This window comes from Sphingobium baderi (assembly GCF_001456115.1).
Classification (GTDB): domain Bacteria; phylum Pseudomonadota; class Alphaproteobacteria; order Sphingomonadales; family Sphingomonadaceae; genus Sphingobium; species Sphingobium baderi_A.
This window is the reverse complement of sequence record NZ_CP013265.1, coordinates 52643-69571: the sequence shown is the minus strand read 5'-3', so window position 1 is coordinate 69571 and position 16929 is coordinate 52643. Positions and strand designations below refer to the sequence as shown.

At 61.3% G+C, this 16929-nt stretch carries 20 protein-coding genes; 4 read left to right on the top strand and 16 right to left on the bottom strand.

The genetic code is table 11. From position 1 onward, the window contains the following. Window positions 1-80 precede the first annotated feature (80 nt). The 8 genes from ATN00_RS20465 to ATN00_RS20430 form a co-directional block, all read right to left on the bottom strand. Window positions 81-281 (bottom strand): DUF5818 domain-containing protein, encoded by a 201-nt coding sequence (locus ATN00_RS20465; protein WP_062069190.1) that lies wholly within the window; start codon window positions 279-281, stop codon window positions 81-83. After that, window positions 274-543: a hypothetical protein gene (locus ATN00_RS20460; protein ID WP_143560113.1), complete on the bottom strand. Its 270-nt coding sequence runs from the start codon at window positions 541-543 to the stop codon at window positions 274-276. The genes ATN00_RS20465 and ATN00_RS20460 overlap by 8 nt, the downstream gene beginning before the upstream one ends. A gap of 80 nt (window positions 544-623) precedes the next feature. Beyond that, window positions 624-1514 carry a CsgG/HfaB family protein gene (locus ATN00_RS20455; RefSeq protein ID WP_062069184.1) on the bottom strand — a complete coding sequence of 297 codons (891 nt, stop codon included), beginning with the start codon at window positions 1512-1514 and terminating at the stop codon, window positions 624-626. Between the two features lie 169 nt (window positions 1515-1683). After that, entirely contained in the window at window positions 1684-2361 is a 678-nt protein-coding gene (locus ATN00_RS20450; protein ID WP_082635351.1) for a hypothetical protein, read from the bottom strand. Further along, window positions 2348-2806, bottom strand: coding sequence for a hypothetical protein (locus tag ATN00_RS20445; protein ID WP_143560112.1), 459 nt, complete (start codon window positions 2804-2806; stop codon window positions 2348-2350). Before ATN00_RS20445 ends, ATN00_RS20450 begins: the two co-directional genes overlap by 14 nt. 118 nt (window positions 2807-2924) lie before the next feature. After that, window positions 2925-3329, bottom strand: a complete 405-nt coding sequence (locus ATN00_RS20440; RefSeq protein WP_062069168.1) for a thermonuclease family protein — start codon at window positions 3327-3329, stop codon at window positions 2925-2927. A gap of 64 nt (window positions 3330-3393) precedes the next feature. Then, entirely contained in the window at window positions 3394-6654 is a 3261-nt protein-coding gene (gene mobF, locus ATN00_RS20435) for a MobF family relaxase (RefSeq protein ID WP_062069166.1), read from the bottom strand. Window positions 6655-6656: 2 nt separating this feature from the next. Further along, entirely contained in the window at window positions 6657-9011 is a 2355-nt protein-coding gene (locus tag ATN00_RS20430; protein ID WP_062069164.1) for a type IV secretion system DNA-binding domain-containing protein, read from the bottom strand. On the opposite strand from ATN00_RS20430, the gene ATN00_RS20425 reads away from it, so the two are divergent. Together ATN00_RS20425 and ATN00_RS20420 are read left to right on the top strand one after the other, a co-directional pair. Continuing rightward, on the top strand, window positions 9010-9234 hold the full coding sequence (locus ATN00_RS20425) for a hypothetical protein (protein WP_062069162.1): 225 nt from the start codon (window positions 9010-9012) through the stop codon (window positions 9232-9234). The genes ATN00_RS20430 and ATN00_RS20425 overlap by 2 nt on opposite strands. Window positions 9235-9840: 606 nt before the next feature. Next, the gene (locus ATN00_RS20420; RefSeq protein ID WP_062069159.1) at window positions 9841-10065 is read left to right on the top strand and encodes a hypothetical protein; all 225 of its coding nucleotides are present in this window, start codon (window positions 9841-9843) and stop codon (window positions 10063-10065) included. Window positions 10066-10284: 219 nt separating this feature from the next. Here the strand turns inward: ATN00_RS20420 and ATN00_RS20415 are convergent, their stop codons facing one another. The 4 genes from ATN00_RS20415 to ATN00_RS20400 all read right to left on the bottom strand — a co-directional run bounded on the left by ATN00_RS20415 (window position 10285) and on the right by ATN00_RS20400 (window position 13717). Then, complete coding sequence (locus ATN00_RS20415; protein WP_062069156.1) at window positions 10285-10590, bottom strand: hypothetical protein; 306 nt, start codon at window positions 10588-10590, stop codon at window positions 10285-10287. Window positions 10591-10932: 342 nt separating this feature from the next. Then, a complete protein-coding gene (locus ATN00_RS20410; RefSeq protein WP_062069153.1) occupies window positions 10933-11514 on the bottom strand; it encodes a hypothetical protein in 582 nt (193 codons plus the stop codon). Window positions 11515-12047: 533 nt separating this feature from the next. Next, entirely contained in the window at window positions 12048-13196 is a 1149-nt protein-coding gene (locus ATN00_RS20405) for a DUF2493 domain-containing protein (RefSeq protein WP_082635350.1), read from the bottom strand. Between the two features lie 74 nt (window positions 13197-13270). After that, window positions 13271-13717 (bottom strand): DUF736 domain-containing protein, encoded by a 447-nt coding sequence (locus ATN00_RS20400; protein ID WP_062069150.1) that lies wholly within the window; start codon window positions 13715-13717, stop codon window positions 13271-13273. 920 nt (window positions 13718-14637) lie between these two features. Between ATN00_RS20400 and ATN00_RS20395 the strand changes: the two genes are divergently transcribed. Continuing rightward, window positions 14638-15225 (top strand): hypothetical protein, encoded by a 588-nt coding sequence (locus ATN00_RS20395; protein ID WP_062069147.1) that lies wholly within the window; start codon window positions 14638-14640, stop codon window positions 15223-15225. Window positions 15226-15306: 81 nt separating this feature from the next. After that, complete coding sequence (locus tag ATN00_RS20390; RefSeq protein WP_062069382.1) at window positions 15307-15612, top strand: integration host factor subunit alpha; 306 nt, start codon at window positions 15307-15309, stop codon at window positions 15610-15612. Here ATN00_RS20390 and ATN00_RS20385 read toward each other — a convergent pair. The 4 genes from ATN00_RS20385 to ATN00_RS20375 form a co-directional block, all read right to left on the bottom strand. Beyond that, window positions 15585-15785 carry a hypothetical protein gene (locus tag ATN00_RS20385; protein WP_062069144.1) on the bottom strand — a complete coding sequence of 67 codons (201 nt, stop codon included), beginning with the start codon at window positions 15783-15785 and terminating at the stop codon, window positions 15585-15587. The two genes, ATN00_RS20390 and ATN00_RS20385, sit on opposite strands and share 28 nt — an antisense overlap. A 63-nt stretch (window positions 15786-15848) precedes the next feature. Further along, window positions 15849-16118, bottom strand: a complete 270-nt coding sequence (locus ATN00_RS23065; RefSeq protein WP_082635349.1) for a helix-turn-helix domain-containing protein — start codon at window positions 16116-16118, stop codon at window positions 15849-15851. Continuing rightward, entirely contained in the window at window positions 16115-16468 is a 354-nt protein-coding gene (locus tag ATN00_RS20380; protein ID WP_062069141.1) for a hypothetical protein, read from the bottom strand. Before ATN00_RS20380 ends, ATN00_RS23065 begins: the two co-directional genes overlap by 4 nt. 1 nt (window position 16469) lies before the next feature. Next, window positions 16470-16772 (bottom strand): hypothetical protein, encoded by a 303-nt coding sequence (locus ATN00_RS20375; protein ID WP_231746506.1) that lies wholly within the window; start codon window positions 16770-16772, stop codon window positions 16470-16472. Window positions 16773-16929 lie beyond the last annotated feature (157 nt).

Here is a 16929-nt window from a genome sequence, read left to right as displayed (position 1 = left end):
CTCAATAGGAGAACCACGCCGCCACTCATGCACTGGATGGCCGCAGTATGGACATTTGGGGAGGTGTCGGGGACCGTGCATCAGTTTGCCGCGGGCCCGAGATAATCAATCTCAATAGCAGCAGCGCCGCGCTTGCGCCCCACGACGCGCACGAGGTTATCCGCTCTGGCGATCGAGTCGATCTCGCCGATCAGCCACCACCACATCCCATCCGTGTCCTTTAGCATGGGGCCGCGCTGCGAAGTCGCTATGGTGCTGGTCAGTCCTATCGTTTCACTCATTGCCTCGGTTCTCCATTGGATCGCTAGGCTTGCCATGAGAGGCGTTAAAGCAGGCCATCTCGCAGTGGAGCATGGGTCGGCCGTGGCTGTGCAACCGCTTCCCGTTCATCATCACGGGGCGCGAAGCGAGCCGTTTGCAGCGGGTATTGGAGCGATCAAGGAACCCACAGGGCATTGCCAGCGGTTCTGCTGGCGTGATGGCGGTGTCCTCGATCGCGGCGTCTAGCGGCTCCTCGCCGAACAGATCCGACTGGGCGTTCATGATCCATGGCTCCAAGCTGGGGGGGAAGGGCAGGGGGCTCATCCTCCTGTCGTGTCCCCCCTTCCATTCCCTCTCCCCTCCTACTGCGCCGGTGTTCCAGGTCCCTGTGCGTTGCCGGTGGAGGCTGCTACAGGAGCCGCTACGGACGCAGCTGGAGCCGCAACACGAGCGGGGACAGCTGACGTCGCGAAAGGTGGCGAGATGCGCCCCTGCGCGTCTCTGGCGAGCTTGCGGAAGGCGTCGAGCAACGCGAAGGACGTGATTTTGCCGATATCGGTGCTGGTGTAGCCGCCGCCAAGCGCACCGATACCTGAGCCCATCAGTGCGCCGCCGATGATCGATATGTCTTTTTTGCGGGCTGAGCCGGTAGCGACAACTTTCTGCAGTCCGGTTTTCACCTCCACGAGAGTTAGCATCGTCTGGCTCTCCAGCTTCTTCGACTTGAAGCCAATCCCGCCTGGAAACAAAGTGCCGAGCCCGCCACCGCTTCCACCGGCATTGCCATCAGAATAAAGAACACGGGCGGTGAGCAGGTAGTCGGCAGCCAACAGGGTCGCTTGCGTATTGCCGTTCACGATAGTGCCGCCCGCGGCAAGCGCGCGTTCGCGCTGAAGCGCATCGAAACCTTCGCCTCGATCGAGCACCTGGAAGCAATTGGACTGCGAGGTCAGCAGCTTCAGTAGCGGCAGTGGGTCGATCTTCTGCGAGCCCCCGCCATTCTGTGCCTCGGCCATACGGATCATGGCGCGAAGCCCTGGAGGAATATCTTCCTCGCTCGGCGCGGCAGTGCGATCCTCGACCAGCGCAATGGTGCCGAGGGGAACATCGCAGCGGGGAACTTCTGAAGTTTCATCGATGCCGATACCACCTTTGCCCGTCTTCTGGGCGGTGGCAGGTGTAGCGGCCAGCGCTGCGAGTGTGAAAGCAAGGCCGGCGCTAAGGTGAGCAGCAGCGGTGAGCATGTGTCCCATAGCTAATTATCCCTGTTGAGCGTGAAGATTGGCCAGCTGAGGGCCTGAAGCTGCCCCTCCGATTCCAGCTAATGAGTCGGTAATTAGGGCCGCGCGCACCTTTTCAGCAGCATCGGTTTCGCACAGCCAGTTGCGGTATTGTCGGTTCATGGTGAATCGATCGTCCTGTTCAGTTGAGAGGGTTGGGTGATCGGAAGTCTGCACTGGTGCGAAGATTACCCCAGCGACTGCGGTGCAGGTCGATTACGCGGGTCCAGTGCGGGTCTATGCGCATGGGTGCGCTGACAGTCTGCGAGACTGTCGAAATTCCGAAATATCGTTGCGTTCCATGCCACTTGTCGCCTTCGACGATCCTGACACGGTAGGTTCCGGGCGGAACGGGTACGACAACGTCTGCATTGCGCCGTGCATAGACCGAGATCACATGCGCCGATGTGTGGGGGTCGTAGAGCTGGACCATGGCGTTGCCGTGTGCAGAGATAATGCGAAGCTGTGAGATCGCTGATTTGGGATCTACGGTCCGGTTGACGGTGACGCTGCCGGAGGTGGGGAAGGGCATCTCGGGATCGTTGTCAGGTAGCCACCCGGTTAGCTTGATGTCGCGCCAGGCGGGTATGGCGATGGCGATCAGTACGACCGCGCCTGCAATCGCCCATCCGTTTTGGCCCGAAGATTTACGCCGCTTCGGCCGCCAGCGGTTCTTCTGATAATCAAAGCCTTGGTTTTTCGCTGCAAACCATGCTCCGTCCTGCTCGACGCGCGATTTGCGATCGTTCCAAAGGGTGCCCCCGAGACCCCGGCGCTTGCGGTAGCGCTCGCGCATGTAGTCGCGGTCATTTATTCCCATGGCCGCCTCTGGATGTCGCTTCGAAGCGATCCTCATGCTCTTGTAGCCATTTCGCGTCGCGTTGGATCTGTTCGGGATCGGTCGGTTCGATCGGCATGGTGGAGGCGATCAAGGCGATGAGACAGACAAAAGCGGCGCAGGGGATGAGCACACCAAGCGCGACTTTCGCGCCATCGCGCCAGGTCGGCACGCGCATGGGGTTATGGGTGATGGTGGGGGTAGCGGTGGCTGCGGGCGTGGATGCGAGCGTCTCGAGGTCGGCTATGCACTCATCGAATGCCTTGACGCAGTCGGTGAGGGAGCGGCGCAGGGTAACGGGCATCTGTATCGTCTCTGGCTCGCGCAGGATGCCGTGTATCCGCCCCGAGACGCGGCGCAGGATGAGCGCATATTCGATCATAATATCGCGGGGGGTGAGTGGTGTGGGAGTTACATCCTCGCGCACGGAGTCCTCCTGTAACAGCCGTTGAGGTGGGGAAAGGGGATAGAGCTGGATAGCGCATCGATCTGCGGGCCGATTCCGGCCAACGACATCTCGAGTGACCCGCAGATTGCTGGGCCGATCATCGCCGTGCGCTTGCTGCCGCGCGCGGGCACTCTCGCGCGACCCGGGTGTCTTGATCCCACCGCGCAATATAGGCGGCTTGCCCACCTTCGATCTGTTGGCACGAAAGGCTCCGGCCCTGCGCGTAGACCATTGCAAGCGTGCGCCCGTAAGGATCTGTGCCCACGCGCTCGATAGACAGAGGCCCGGCCATGATCCTTTGCAGCGAAGCCATGCTCGCGGCGGCCCGCTGCCGGTCGCAGATCGCGCCGGGTTTGGGCACTGGCCTGCACCGGCTGTTGCCGGGATCGTCGGGGGCGTCCACGCCGAGCAAGCGGATACGCTCGCCATTGCATCTGATCGTGTCGCCATCCGTCACGGTGCAGCCCGCCAGCGCGGCGGCGGCAATTATTATCAAAGACATCAGATGATCCTTTCCAACCAAGATTTTGCGCGCCAGGAACAGCAGTCCGCCGGTTTGTCGTGTGTCATAGATCGAGCCCTAGGTTCTTCTCCGGCAGGCCGGGTATCTGATCTGGATCGCGGCCCGGCATGGGCGGGATGCCGCGCAGGTCATCGACGGTCTGATCGACGACGCCGAGGCCATCGCCCTCGAGCCAATGGCGAGGATCTTTGTCTTGATTCCCGTCTTTCCCATCGGCTTCGAAGGCCAGAGAGGCTTTCTCCATGTCCGCGTCGTATTTGGAGTAGTCCGTGTCCGAGGCGCCCATGGCGGGAAGATCATCAAGATCATGCCCGTTCATGAGCGCCTCGACGTGGATTGGTTCGGCTGTCTCGAGTTCGCTCTTGTTCAGCGCGGCCGTCAGGGCATCGTCAGCTGCCTGGCGCTTGGCATCCGGCCCGTCGATTTCCAGCTTTCCGGTCGCCTCGAGCGCGGATGTCTTGTCGCCAGGATTGTGATCGAGCTGGCGCTCCAGCTTCTGCTGGTCATCGACGATCATGGTGATGTCGTCGCGTACACGGGTTACACCAACGTTGAAGAGACGCTGGTTCGAGAGGTTATGCTCGTAGCTGAGCATGACGGTGATCGCCTTGTCGGAGGTTATGCCCTGCGCCATGTGCATGTTGAGCGAGTAGGCCAGGTCGATGCGGGAGAGCATGGGGTCGCCGCGCTCGAGCGTGACCTGTTCCTTCGCGGCATTCTCGACGATGACGCCGCCCGCATCGATAGCGACGATCGTCGCCTGCGCAGAATTAAGGAGACCGCGATCCTTGTCGTTGGTCGTCCAGCGGATCTTGTCGCCCTCGTAGATGGTGAGAGACTGGCGGGTAGAAAGCTCAAGGCGCTCGCGGGTGATGGAAGGATCGATCCGCTGCGGGTCGAAACGAGTACGGCGCCCATTTTCGCCCGTAACCTCGACCTTGCCGTTGGCGTAGACCTTGCTGACCTCGTAGACGCCACGGCCCAGCCCGATCTCATCGACGCGGCCGGTCACATGGAGAGATTGGCCAACAGTGTAGTTCTGCGCATAGCGCAGTTCCTCGCGGGTTTTGCTGACGCGATCGTAGATCGTGACGTCCATGCCACCACCCTTGAGTGTGCCCTCACTTACAAGGCCCTGCTGGATCTCCTGATTGATCGTCGCCCGGGTTTCGCGGCCTGACGCGAATACGGCTGTCACATCGCGCTCGTCTTTGGGCAGCGCCAGCCACGTCTCGGCTGCGTGTTCGGCAGGGCGGTCGTTCTCGATGACCTTGTCGCCGAGCACCTTGAGCGCCTGACTGGCCTTGCCGACGTTGGCTAGGGCGGCGACCGTGCGCAGCTGGTCGGTACGCTGGCGGATATTTTCGTCCATGCGCTCCATGGTGGCGCCGGCGGCCTGGACCATCGCGAAGGCCTTGCCCCAATCGATCGGCATCAGCTGCTGGCGGTCGCCGACCATGGCGAGCTTGTCGATTCCGAGCCCTTCGCTGATCTCGAGCAATTTGAGCATGTCGGCGCTGGAAACCATCGAGGTTTCGTCGACGACGATCGTGGTATCCTTCAGCTCATCGCGACGTTGCTGCGCGGCCGCGCCGGTGGGATCGGCAAGATATTGCTGGTTCTGCCAGATGAAGGAAGCGATGGTCTGTGCCTCGAGGCCGGCCTCCTTCATGGTCTCGACGGTCATTTCCCTGGGCACCATGCCCTCGCGCATGTCGGCGACCATCTTGTTCTGAAAGGCGAGGCCGAGCACCTTGCGGCCTTCCTCCTGCGCTACGGTAGTGACGGCCTGCAGCATGGTTGACTTGCCGGCGCCGGCGACGCCCTGAACGACCACATAGCGATCGGTGCTCGAAACGATCATGGTTGCGGCCGCGAGCTGTCCTTCGTTCAGCTGGTGCGGGGAGGCGGCCTGCACGCGGTCAGGGGCCGAGGCTGGAGCGATCATCGCCTCAGCCGTACCCTTGCCGGCTTCCATGCGGTCAAGGATCGCCTGTTCGGTGGCAAGGGCCTCCGGTGTGGTCACGGCCTGTTCCACGCGGCCAGAGACACGAATCTCGCCCGGTATGAGCTGGCCTTTCGCGACAAGGCGATCAACTCGGGCCGAAACCTCGTCGATCGTCACGCCCTTCAGTCCAAAATCCAGCGCGGTTTTGGCGACCTTGCCAATGTCGAAGGCTGCTTCGCGCTGACCGAGATGCCGGATGGCGGAGGCGACAGCGATCTGCGCGCGGGCCTCTGCCGGCGACTGGACAATGCGGGCGATACCCTTGTCTACCAGAGGATCGGGTGAGCGCAGGAGGCCGGATACGAACTCGCGCGCAGACTTCACGACTTCCACCATGGCCTGGTAGCTGCGACCGATCATGGTGTCCTGCTGTGGAGAGGCGGACACGCGCAACGCGGTGGCGAGAACATCCTTGCCGGTGAAGCCCAGCTCTTGGGCCTTGTCGATCCACCCCTTGATCAGGCCATCGCGATCCTCGACGTTGAGTTTCGGATCTCGTGTCCGGGCCGTCACTTCACGAAGGCCCTGAGTGCTCTTGATGCCAAGGTTCTGAGCGGTGGCGACGATGTCCGCGCGGCGCTGGCTGAAAACCTCTATCACCTTCTTAGGCACACCGGACAGTTCGAAGGTGCCGTGCTTGCCCTGCAGCTCGACCTTGTAGCCCAGCTTCTCCATCTCATTGCGCAGGAAGGCATGGTAGATCGAGCCGATGACCGAGTTGTTGCCCCATATGCGATCGGCATGGAGCGCTTGCCATTTGCCGTCCGGCATGCGCGTCATGTTGGCGACGATGGCGTGGATGTGCGCCTGAGGATCTAGTGCGCGGCTCGTATCGTGCTGGAAGAGGGCATAGACCAGATTTCCGGTCTTTACGGGCACGGTCTTCCCGTCCGCGGTCTTGCGCCCCTCGGCCAGGTTCTTCTCGACCCACGCCATGGTTTTCTGCACCGCGTTGATATGCGCACCCTCTGGACCAAGGATGCGTTTGTCACCTGCAATGTAGGCCATGACGGATACCGATTTGGGCGCGGAGAACGTCAGGTCGTAACCGGGCCTTCGGTTCTCCTTCGCCTCGATCTGCTCGCCGGTCGGAGTTTCGCCCAGAAGCACCTTCTCGAAGGCTTCGCGCGTTACGGCGGAGCCTTCAGCGATCGGGGTATCCTTCAGCCCCTCGCCGCCCCACTGGCTAACGTCGCCGGCCTGCTCGCTGGTATAGTAGTCACCGGCGACGAAATCGTCGTTGGTGAAGTATTTTGCGGCGCCGCCGGCGGAGCGGACAGAGGCGATGGAATGCATGGTCAGTCACCCATGCCAAGGCCGTCGTCATGACCATGACCATGATCATGATGGTGATCGATGCCATCGCCGGTCCCGAAACCATCACGCGCCTCCCGCACGCCAAGATCTTCCTCGTGGGGCAGGGGATTGTGATTTCGGAACTCCGATCCCCGCGACTGAGTGGAGGCGCTGTCCTGGCCGGCGTCGAGGTCGCGCACATCACGATCACGCTCGTCACGCCGATCGCCATCGTCTTTGCCATCGGCGGGGGTCTGGACGCCCAGATCCATGCGCTGAGCAGCCTCGTTCTCAACTGCCTCGCGCTGCTGTTCCTCGGTGGGCTGGGAGAGAATATCGGCGGCAAGCGCGATCGGCGTCACCCCCATTTCCATGTCCTCTGGCGCGGGGGTCAGGCTCTCACCACGCCCACCGTCATCTCCACCCTTCGGCTTTCCCCCACCTCCGCGAACCTTACCGTCCGGATCGCCCGGCTTTGACGGTGGTCGGCGCATGAAGCCCTCGGCAACCTTGGCATAGTGCTGCCACTCCAGCTGGATGCGCGCTGCAGGAAATCCATCCGGGAATTTTACGAAGCCATGCATCGAGGGCAGGTTCATGATGTCATCGGGAATAACGAGCGGTTCGATCTGCTTGCGCGGTGTCAGCGTCGATGCGTCGCGCGTGGAATTGTAGCCGTAGGAATAGCCCTCATCCATTTGCCGGATTTCGCGATTGCCGATGTAGCGGGCGCACTGCTCGGCGGTGTCGAGATCAGCGGCAGCTAGCATCAGCTTTGTGCGCGCAAGCGAGGAGAGGTTACGGGCGTTTTCTTCCCCGTAGACCTGCACCAGCTTGTCGAAGGAGTGCAGGCCAAGGATCATGGCTCCGCCGAAGTTACGGGCGGTCTGAAGGCCGTTCTCGATGGCGGGTAGCCGGTGAAGTGCACCCAGCTCGTCGAACATGAACCAGGTGCGGAGCGAACGGGTGTGCGGCATGGTCATGAGCGAGTGAATGGCAAGGTTAGACCAGAGGGTCAGGAGCGCCTTGTTCATCTCGAGGTCGGTATAAGTACAGGTGGTGAAAAGGATCGATCCGGGCTTCTTCTCGCCGGTGATCCACTTCTTGATCGAGTATGGCTCGCCCTCGTCGGGAAGGAACCGTAGCGCCTGCGCATTGGTGTTGAAAACGGCGCGGATCGATTCCGCCATTCGGGCGGCTTCCGGGGCAGTGAGCGGATCGGCAATCGTCTTCTGAAGATGACGGTGGACCTGCTTGAGATCGGCCGTCATCAGGTTGTCGGCGAGCGCCTGATTGGAGGTCTGCCCTTTCTCAATGAGCTTCATGCACATTTCGATGAAGAGGGTGCGCGCGGCGAGGGCCCAGAACGGTTCCGACGATCCACCATCGGAAGGGATCAGGGCTGCAGCGGCGGCGGTGAACTCGCTGTATGTCGAGCAGTCATTGAAGATCGACCATGACGGGCAGCGCACGTCCATGGGATTGAGGATCGTGTCGCGTTCAGGGTCGTAGAATGCTTCGACGTAAGCACCGGTAAGATCGAATACTACGGCGGTATCCTGACGTTCGCGCATCTGAGCCAGGTGTCGCCGAAGGACCGTGGTTTTGCCGGTGCCGGTGGTGCCGAGCAGCATGGTGTGGGATTGCTCGAGGCGGTGCGGGTAGGGGATACCGGCAAGATAATAGGGATGGTGGATGCCGGCAGCCTTGCGGGCATCGAATGGCATTTTGAGAACAGCTTGTGGTTTCTTGTCGGGGAAGAGGTCTTTGGCCTCCTCGACGAACTTCATATAGTTGTGCTGGTTGATCTCCTTGTAGAGCAGATCACGATCCACCAGCATGGCGCCGCGCTCGTGCCGCTCTTCCATGATCGAGCCGCCGCGCCGCCGAGAGAAATCGACATACCAGATCGAAGCCGGGATGGTCGCAAACGAGGCGATCAGGATCGAACCGATGACGCCGCGTACTGCCTTGTGCCAGGCGAGAGCGACCTCGGGAACATAGGGCACGTACCCCATGTAGGTATGGCGCACGGTATGGTCTGGCAGCTGCAGGTTGGCCTGCTTCATGGGATCGAGGGCACACCAGTCCCAGAGCCAGGACAGAATGCGCATGCAGATGAGCTGGAAATTGTTCTCGTCGAGGGTGAACGAGAGGATCGTGAAATAGGAGAGGGCGAAGATGCCCAGCCACATGAGGAAGGGCATCTTCGCGCCCTGCAGCCACATGATGACCTGGGTGTTGAGCAGCTGGCTCCCGCGCACGAAATTGCCGTTGTTACGAGGCGTGTCGCCGCGCGCGGAATGGTGCTTGAGAGGGACGGGCCGACCGTCGTTGCGGATATCAGCGCGAGCCATGATACCGCTCCATGCGCCGGGCCGTTTCCGCAAGGATGCTTTCGCGGTGTTCGGGGTGATCCTGGAGGATGATCGTGTCGAGCGCGGCCTGAGTATATTCGGCGACTTGTGCGACACGACGCGCACTGGAAGCAACGGTATCGCGCTGTTCGAAATAGTCGCTGATTATCGACCGCAGAAGTTCCGAAATCGAACGGTTCTGCTGTGCAGCGATCTTTCGTAGTGCCGCGTACTGTTGTGTTTCGAACCGGACGGTTCGTTGATGTGTCGATGACAATCCAACCTCCTAGCAGGGAGGCTGGTGGGCTTGCGTAAAGTGCGAGTTAGATATTGCAAAATCGAACTAAATGCAAGTTTCTTTGGGGGATCTTGCTACAATGCGTGTCCCAAAAAGTCCCACGTATGTAGTTGTAATATCACGTTAATTGTATGTGAACCCGTTGGGACACAACATGATACCCGTTGGGACACAATCGAATTTTCATCTAAAACTTTGTTTTTACGTCATAATCCTGCAACGACGTTGCGTTCGGTGTGCTACTGTAGCTGACATATCGTTGTTGGAGCCTCGGTCTGTTCCTGCGTTCGTCTGGTGCGGATATGATTCCGGTTTCCGGTGGGCACTGGGCCGCCGTGAGGCGGAAACGCCGGAGGGAATAGAGCGCTTCGCGCGGGTGAAATGGGCCAGATGGCGCATGATTTCTCCGTGAGTGAAGGGGTGATTTCGAAGGGTTGCCGTAGGGGAGTACGTCGCGGGTTTTCGCATGACGTGAGAGCGGTTATGGTGGCGGGGTTCAGAGCCGATCAGCCTGACCGAAAGGTACGAGTAATGGCGAAGTCACTGGACGCGGAAATGGCCGCGATCGAAGCCGAGGAACGCAAGCTGGTGGAGCGTCGCAAGGCGCATCAGCAGAAGGTGCGGGAAGCGGCGATCGGGACGGTCGAGAAGGCGGGGCTTTTCAAGCTCCCGCATGATCGACTGGAGCGGATCATGACGGCGGTGAAGACGCTGGGCGTGGATGAAGTGGAGAAGCGGCTTCAGGCTTCAGCCTGAGCCGGTTCGCCACCGAACAAACGACCGATGGCCGCACGGATGGGCTTGCCCATTCGGGCGGCCATTCCTTTAGGGGCGGGCCCCGGCGATGCGTAGCCTTGGCCGCCAGGCCAAGGCGAGCGAGCCGGGTGGAGTCGCGCAGCGGTCGGGACGGCATCAGACAAAAAAAGGGAAGCGCGGCCCTGTAGGGCTGCGCCTCCCGTGCGTAGCGATTCCGGCTCACCAATTGAGCGGATTTTCCATATACGCGGCATAGAGTGCTTCGGATGCCATGTGCATCTCGTGATCGATCTCGATCATGGTGTCGTTGAGGCGGTCTGCGTGGTTGTGGACCGTCTCGCGATCGTCGATCGTCATGGCGTTCCAGTCGATCATTTCGAGGAAGTCGTCGCGGCGGTCATGGATGCGGCAGGCGCTGTGCATTTCGGCTTCGAGCGAGGCGATGCGACGCTCGATGCGGATCTCCTTATCCGACTTGGGGATGAACTCGATCTTGTCTTCGGGGAGGGTAACTGACGTGCTCATAACGCTCACTCCTTAGTCAAAACGACAGTTACGGTCGGACCTTCGGCGCGCGGTCGGGTCAGGGACGCGAAAGGCGAGCCTTTCGCGCCGCGTAGCGGCGGTGGGGGTCACGATTTTCTTTGGTGGCCGCTGCGGTGTGATTGGGGCGGGAATGCCGATCCACCGAAGAAAATGGTGGGGCCCCGCCGTCCTTGACGCGGCCGCGCCCCGAAGGTCACAATGGGAAGACTGTGTGGTGGTTTTATCTATCGGCGTGGCGCGGTCGGCGATGCGTAGCCCTGGCCGTCAGGCCAAGGCGAGCGAGGCGAGCCCGCGCGGGCAGGTGAGGGGCTTCACCGGGCGCTATGACCAGACCATTCGAAGGGCGCAGCTGGGCGAGGAAATGGCGGCCATCTGGTTGAGCGCCGGCAGGTATCGGGCAAGGCCCGGCTCGGCATCGAGGCGGCTTGCCATGACGGGATCGGCGAGGCTGCCGCGCAGCTGCTCGATGCTGATCGTGCCGCAGCTATCGAGGTCGAGGCCGAGCATCGCAAGGATGGCGTAGGCGTTCGAGTTGGAGACGTTCATCTCGGGTGCGGCGTCGGGGTTCGTCGAGAGCGTCACCATGATGTCGGGTTCGTCATCGCGGCGCGCGATGCGGATGCGACGGCCAAGGAATTGGGCTGTCTCGATCAGGGCGATCGCGTCGACGTCGAACGTGAAGTGACGGGCAATCATGGCGATCGGCACCATGGCGGTGCGGGCCTCCCATGCGAAGACCTGTTCGTCGAGCGAGCCGTAGTCGTGGATGATGAGGTCGAGGCCGTAACGCTCGCCGTATGCGGCGAGGGTTTCGCGCAGGGCGCCCATCTGGAGGGCGTCGATCATGACGGGGCGCAGGTTGTCGGTTTCGGCGTCATCTTCGATGCGGAACGTGATGCTCATCGGGAACCTCCTTCGTTAAACTCGCCTCGTCTCTCCCTCTCTCCTCCAGTGCCGATCCGGCGACGGATCGGGGTCGTTAAAGGGCGCACTGGGTGAAAGGGCGAAATGACACCAGAAGGGGCAGGGCAGGGCGGTCCCGATGGTCCTGATCCGGGAGCCGCGGCGCTGGCAGACCGGCGCGGATCTGTGTTCATGCTCGCGGCAGCAGCGCGCGCCGGGTTCGATGCCCGGCGCGCGCTCCCCCGCCCTCGATTTCTCGGGGCCAGGTCGAGCGGCGCGGGACCGATCGTCTGGCCTGCGGCAGCTCCCTACCGGAGGGGGGAAGGCCGCCGCGCGCGCCGCCGCCAACGAGCCCCGACGGGGGCGATGTTGGCGGCGGCGCGCGCGGCGGCCTGGCGTGGGGGGAACCGTAGGGTTTCCCCCACCTGGCACAAGGGCACGACAAAGGGCCAGCGCCGGGGAAGTCCCCCGATGCTGGCCCGATGCTCCTGCCAAGGAAAGGGTAGGGGCGGCGCTGGTCCGCCCCTGTTATCTCATCCCCAATTGTGCCGCTTGGCGTCGGCGGGCATGGGTGCCTGTGCATCGTAGCGGAAGGCGTGAACCGGAACGCTTGCGGCCTTCAGTTCGTCCAGCAAGTGCGACTGAATGCCGGTGCCTTGGCAAATGATCGCTTCGACGGGCCGGAGGCTGACAAGCTGGTCATTGCGCTTGAAACCGGCGCTCTTTCCGAAGCGCTGGGCGTTGGGGGCAAAGGTGACAATCGGCACGCCAGCTTGTGCGGCCCAAGCTGCGGCGATGGCGTCGCATCCCTTGCGCTGGCCGGTGGTGCAAAGGGTCATGCTCGGGATGCGGGCCTTGATCTGGTCGAGGCGGGCGTAAAGCTGCTGATAGTCGTGCCATTCCTGACCGCCGGAAAAGACGACAAGGGGGCCGGTGGGATTGCGCTTTTCGCGCAAGGCGGTTGCGCGCGCCTTTAGGAAATCGGCCGATGCGATCTGGCTTGCGGTGGTGGCGCTGGAAACACGCGATCCGCGCGCGGTGCTCCATGGGCGGCCGGTCTGCGAACGGTAGCAATCGGCGGCATAGTCGCGCATGCATTCGATCGCGGCGCGCTGTTCCATCTTGGTACGCGCACGGATCTGCAAATCTTCCATTTCCGTTGCATAGATTTCGCTGCGGTCGTCCTGCTCGATCCGGCTTTTCAGGTCACGGCAAAGGGTGTCCTCCTCGCGGGCCAGCTTGTCCGCTTCGTAGTGAAACGAATTGACGATGCCCCATGCGATCGCCTGCGCGCTCGGCTCAAGGCGGGTATCGCGGAAAAGGTCAAAGATGGTGTTGATGATGGCGTGACATTCTGCCTGCGCCTCGGCGGGCTCGGGCATGTCCAGTTCCTGCCGCTCGCCTCCCATGTCGAGGATGGAAAGGGCGGTCACGTCGCCGAAAGCCTCGGTGAAGCTGTCGAGCACGGAATCTTGCGCGATCATGTCGGCAATCTCTGCCTGCCGTGCCAGTTCTGCCAGCTCGTCGGGGGTGGCTGCGGTTCCGGCTTCGTCCTCGGCGCGCTGGGTGTCGGCAATCGCCTTGTCGAGGTACTGCTTGCGCAGTTCGGCGGGCGTGGTGCCGATGGCCTTGGCCAGTTCGGCAAAGCTGCTATAGCTGCGGTTATTCGTTTCCTTGGTCATGATAACTCATCCTTGGCAGGGGATAGCGAAAGGGTCGGGAGAGGGGGGCTACCCTCTCCCTTCCCGTCGGGGGGTTAGAACGCGGGGACGTGATCCTCTTCGCCCTGTGCGATGCGGCCATCTTCGGTTGCGTTGCCTTCACCGAAATTGTCGTCACGCTGGCGGCGGCGGGTCTGGCGGCTGCCGTCCATGTTCTGGCGCATGGGGGCCGGACGGTTCCAGACGACGCGATAGCCGTCCTCGTCGTCACCAAAGACCATGATTGCCATCTTCTCGGGCAGGCTGGGGTCATCAAGGCTTCCCTGATAGAAAACCTCGCCGGTCGAATTGCTGGTCGCTTCCCAAAGCGCGCCGACCTGCACCCACTTGCGGGCGACGTTAAGCGCCATGATCTCGAACGCGGGGGCCTTCTCGTTATCGCTTTCGACGGGGCGAAGGCCAAGGCGGGCAAGGTCGACGGTGAGGGTTGCGATCGAACCGATGAGCTGGCCGTTCTTGAAGGCGAAAGTACCGATGTTCATGAGCATTACTCCTATAGTGCGGGGCCTATCCCCTTGTCTTTGGTCCGGGGCCTCTCCCCTTCCCTTCCGACACACTAATCTTACTCCCTAAACTCTAAATACTGAACTGCATTGATTTCTTGACAGCTATTTACCGTACATGGTGGACCTGAGCCTAAATAGTTGGCGCGGTAGCGACATTACAAAGAAACGTCGGCCCGATAGGGCCGTCATTACTGACCAACGGAGCGCAAAGGGGTCGGTTGTCATTCACCGCACACGGAGCCACCTTCGCCTGTGTCCCAAGTGGCACGCCGGGGATCGCTCGATCAAAAGACGTCGCGCTGCGACCTAGCGGAGCTTGCCGGTCCGCGCTGGCTGTCTGCGACCAGCAGACAAAAGCCAGCCAGCGCGGACCGGCTAGCGCAGCTTGGTTGGAGGCAGCTTTTGATTGAGCAACCCGGTGTGCGACGCCGGGACACTGGCGGGGGTGGCGCAGTGTGTGGTGAATGACCTGGCGCGAGGTTGGTGCCGGGAGCCGGCGTCCTCGCCGGTTCACGGCATAGACAAGGGAACCGGCCCCGAAGGGGACGACAACAGCCGCAGGCTACTGGCGCTGTGCGTGAGCCAGGAGCGCCGTTGAGGTGTAAAGGAAGGGCAGGAGGCTTCATTGCAGCGCAGGGCCTTCCAGGATCGTTGCAGACCCGCTGAGAGGAGGGCAGGGCGCCCGGGCAAGGGATCGTTGCCCGTCAGGGTGGAGACCCGCAGGGGCTCCATGAGCCGAAGGCGAGCAGAGCCCGGTCTCGCCGCAGGCGAGATGACCCCATTACTTTGAGATGTTGTGAAAGCCGATTGCCAAGAAGGGGTTAATGGAGGAGAATTCCGATATATCACGAAAGATCGATGATGCTTGAAATTGAGCATCAGCGGAGATTCAAGCCATGGCTTTTGAGATAGCTCGCGTTCCGTTGCCTGAAAGGGGAAGTTTCTGGTCTCCTTTCGTGTTCTTGATTCCTGCACTGATAGGCACGCCGCTGATTTATGCGTACCGCTGGTTTGTGCCTGAGCCTTATTTGCTGATTGGCGCGGGGGTGATGATTGCGGCTGTCTTTGGATACCTCTGGTACTGGTGGTTGAGCGGTGCAGATGAGCGTCGGGCGGCAGCGGAGCGTCGGGCGGTTCGTGATGCTGAACTGGCGGCATCGAAGGCGCGGTATCGCGCCCAGCAGGCAGCGGAACTGGCGGCACTGCAGGAAAGCCTGGAGCCCGCCTCGTTGATGGAGATCGAGGAGATGGTTGCAAATGCGCCGCCTGAGTGGCGCCGGGTGTTGGTGCGGCTGTTAGGGGAAGAGGCGCAGCAGGGCCGGCAGTTTTCGAAGGGGACGATTGGTCGGCTGAACGATTATGTTCATGGTCGCCTGTCTGAAGACGAGATGGCTGGGCCGCTTGTTGCATCAGATGGTCTCGAGCATGGAGCGCAGGCGGATTTCATTATGAAGTTGCGGCGTCGTTACGATCGCAGCTGGTGAGGCATGATGCGGCTTAGCCGTTTCTCTGGCCCGCAGGGCCTATCAGGGATTAGAAAGCTAGTGGTTGAGCGTAACATGCCCATGGAAGAGACTTCGACATTGACGCGCGCGGATCTTGCGGAGGCGCTGCACCGAACGATCGGAATATCACGGACCGATGCGCTTCACATGGTGGAACAGATCCTCGAGCGCATGTCGGATGCCCTTGCAGCGGGCGAGAATGTGAAGATTTCGAACTTCGGGACGTTCCTGCTGAACGACAAGGCGGCGAGGATCGGTCGTAATCCCAAGACTGGCATCGAGGTGCCGGTGTCTGCGCGCCGTGTGGTGACGTTCAGGCCGAGCCAAGGCCTGCGCGATCAGGTGGCGGGATCACGCGGAACGTAGGTTGCCAGGCCGAGCCAAGATCCGTTACCGCCGCGAAACTGGCGCACGACGTCACCTTGATCCCAATGGCCGGTGAAGATGCCGCGCCGGTTGATGCCGCCGACAGGGCGGGTGCGTGCCGCGAGAAGGCGGGCGCGGCGCGTGTCTCGATCGAGGTGCCGCAGTGGTTCCATGGCGGTGGTCCTTTCTGAATGAGGGATCGAGGAACGATCCGTGGCGACGCTTTGCCGCGCACTTCACTCAGGAAGGCGCGGCTTTGCAGATATTGGCGTGAGAAGATCGATCACGGTAATGTCGAGCACATCCGCCAAATTATGCATTGTTGCGAGGGTCGGGTTCGCTTTGCCGTGGATGATATGGGAGATGTGCGAGGCGGCGACCCCGGATCGCTCGGAAAGTGCAGTTTGGGTCATCCGGCGCGAAGCGCAGAAAGTAGCAAGGTTTGCGGCCAGCGTTTGTTTGAGTGTCGAGGCGGGGATCGTCTCGGAGAGAGGTAGTCGGGTCATATGTGCATGATCGACGAATAGATCAGGCAAGCGGCCAATAAGCCTCCAGTTATCCATGCAACGCGCGTCGGGCCGACCATGCTGAGGCATAATCCGCTGATTGAAAGCACGATGATCAGCATCCAGGGATTTTGGCCGGTGACGTAGTTGTAGACCACGATGGGCACCCCGAGGGCGAGGGGCAGCCAGATCCAGTTGCGAAGCGCAAAGCGGCGCAAGCGTTCATTTCGGGTGATCGGCGGGGCACCAGCTGGCCGAAGCTGGAAGACGCCTGATGCTCGGGTGGTGGCTACCGCCAGGGCCATGGGGATGACCGTGAACAAGATCGCCAAGGGAAGGGCGGCTTTCATATCAAATGTCATCCTTGGCGCGATGGTCCTGAACAAAGTCCGAGGCGAGAACGATCGCGGCGCCAATGATTGACCATGCCGCGATGGCGACGACTGACCAGGTTTGCCATGTCCGAACGGGCACCCCTGTAAAATTTCCGAAGAGCGTTCCGAAGGAAAAGAGGGCGATGAGCACCCCCATGATGGACATCCATGGCGTCCATAGAGGGCGATCGAGGATCTTGGTGAGCATCGATAGTTCCATCCGGTTCATGGGGAGGGCATTGGAAAAGCCGACACGATTGTCTCGGTAACTGTGAAGCATTCGGTCGACCCACAAGGCAAGAGAAAGCGCACCTGATGGCGGGTCGCCGGTCTGGCAAAGACTTTGGGACAGGGGGTGTCGGGATTGCCAGACCGGCGGGAACAAGACTGCATCTCGCTCGCGAGAGCAGGATTGAGGTTCAATTCCTAACAAAGGG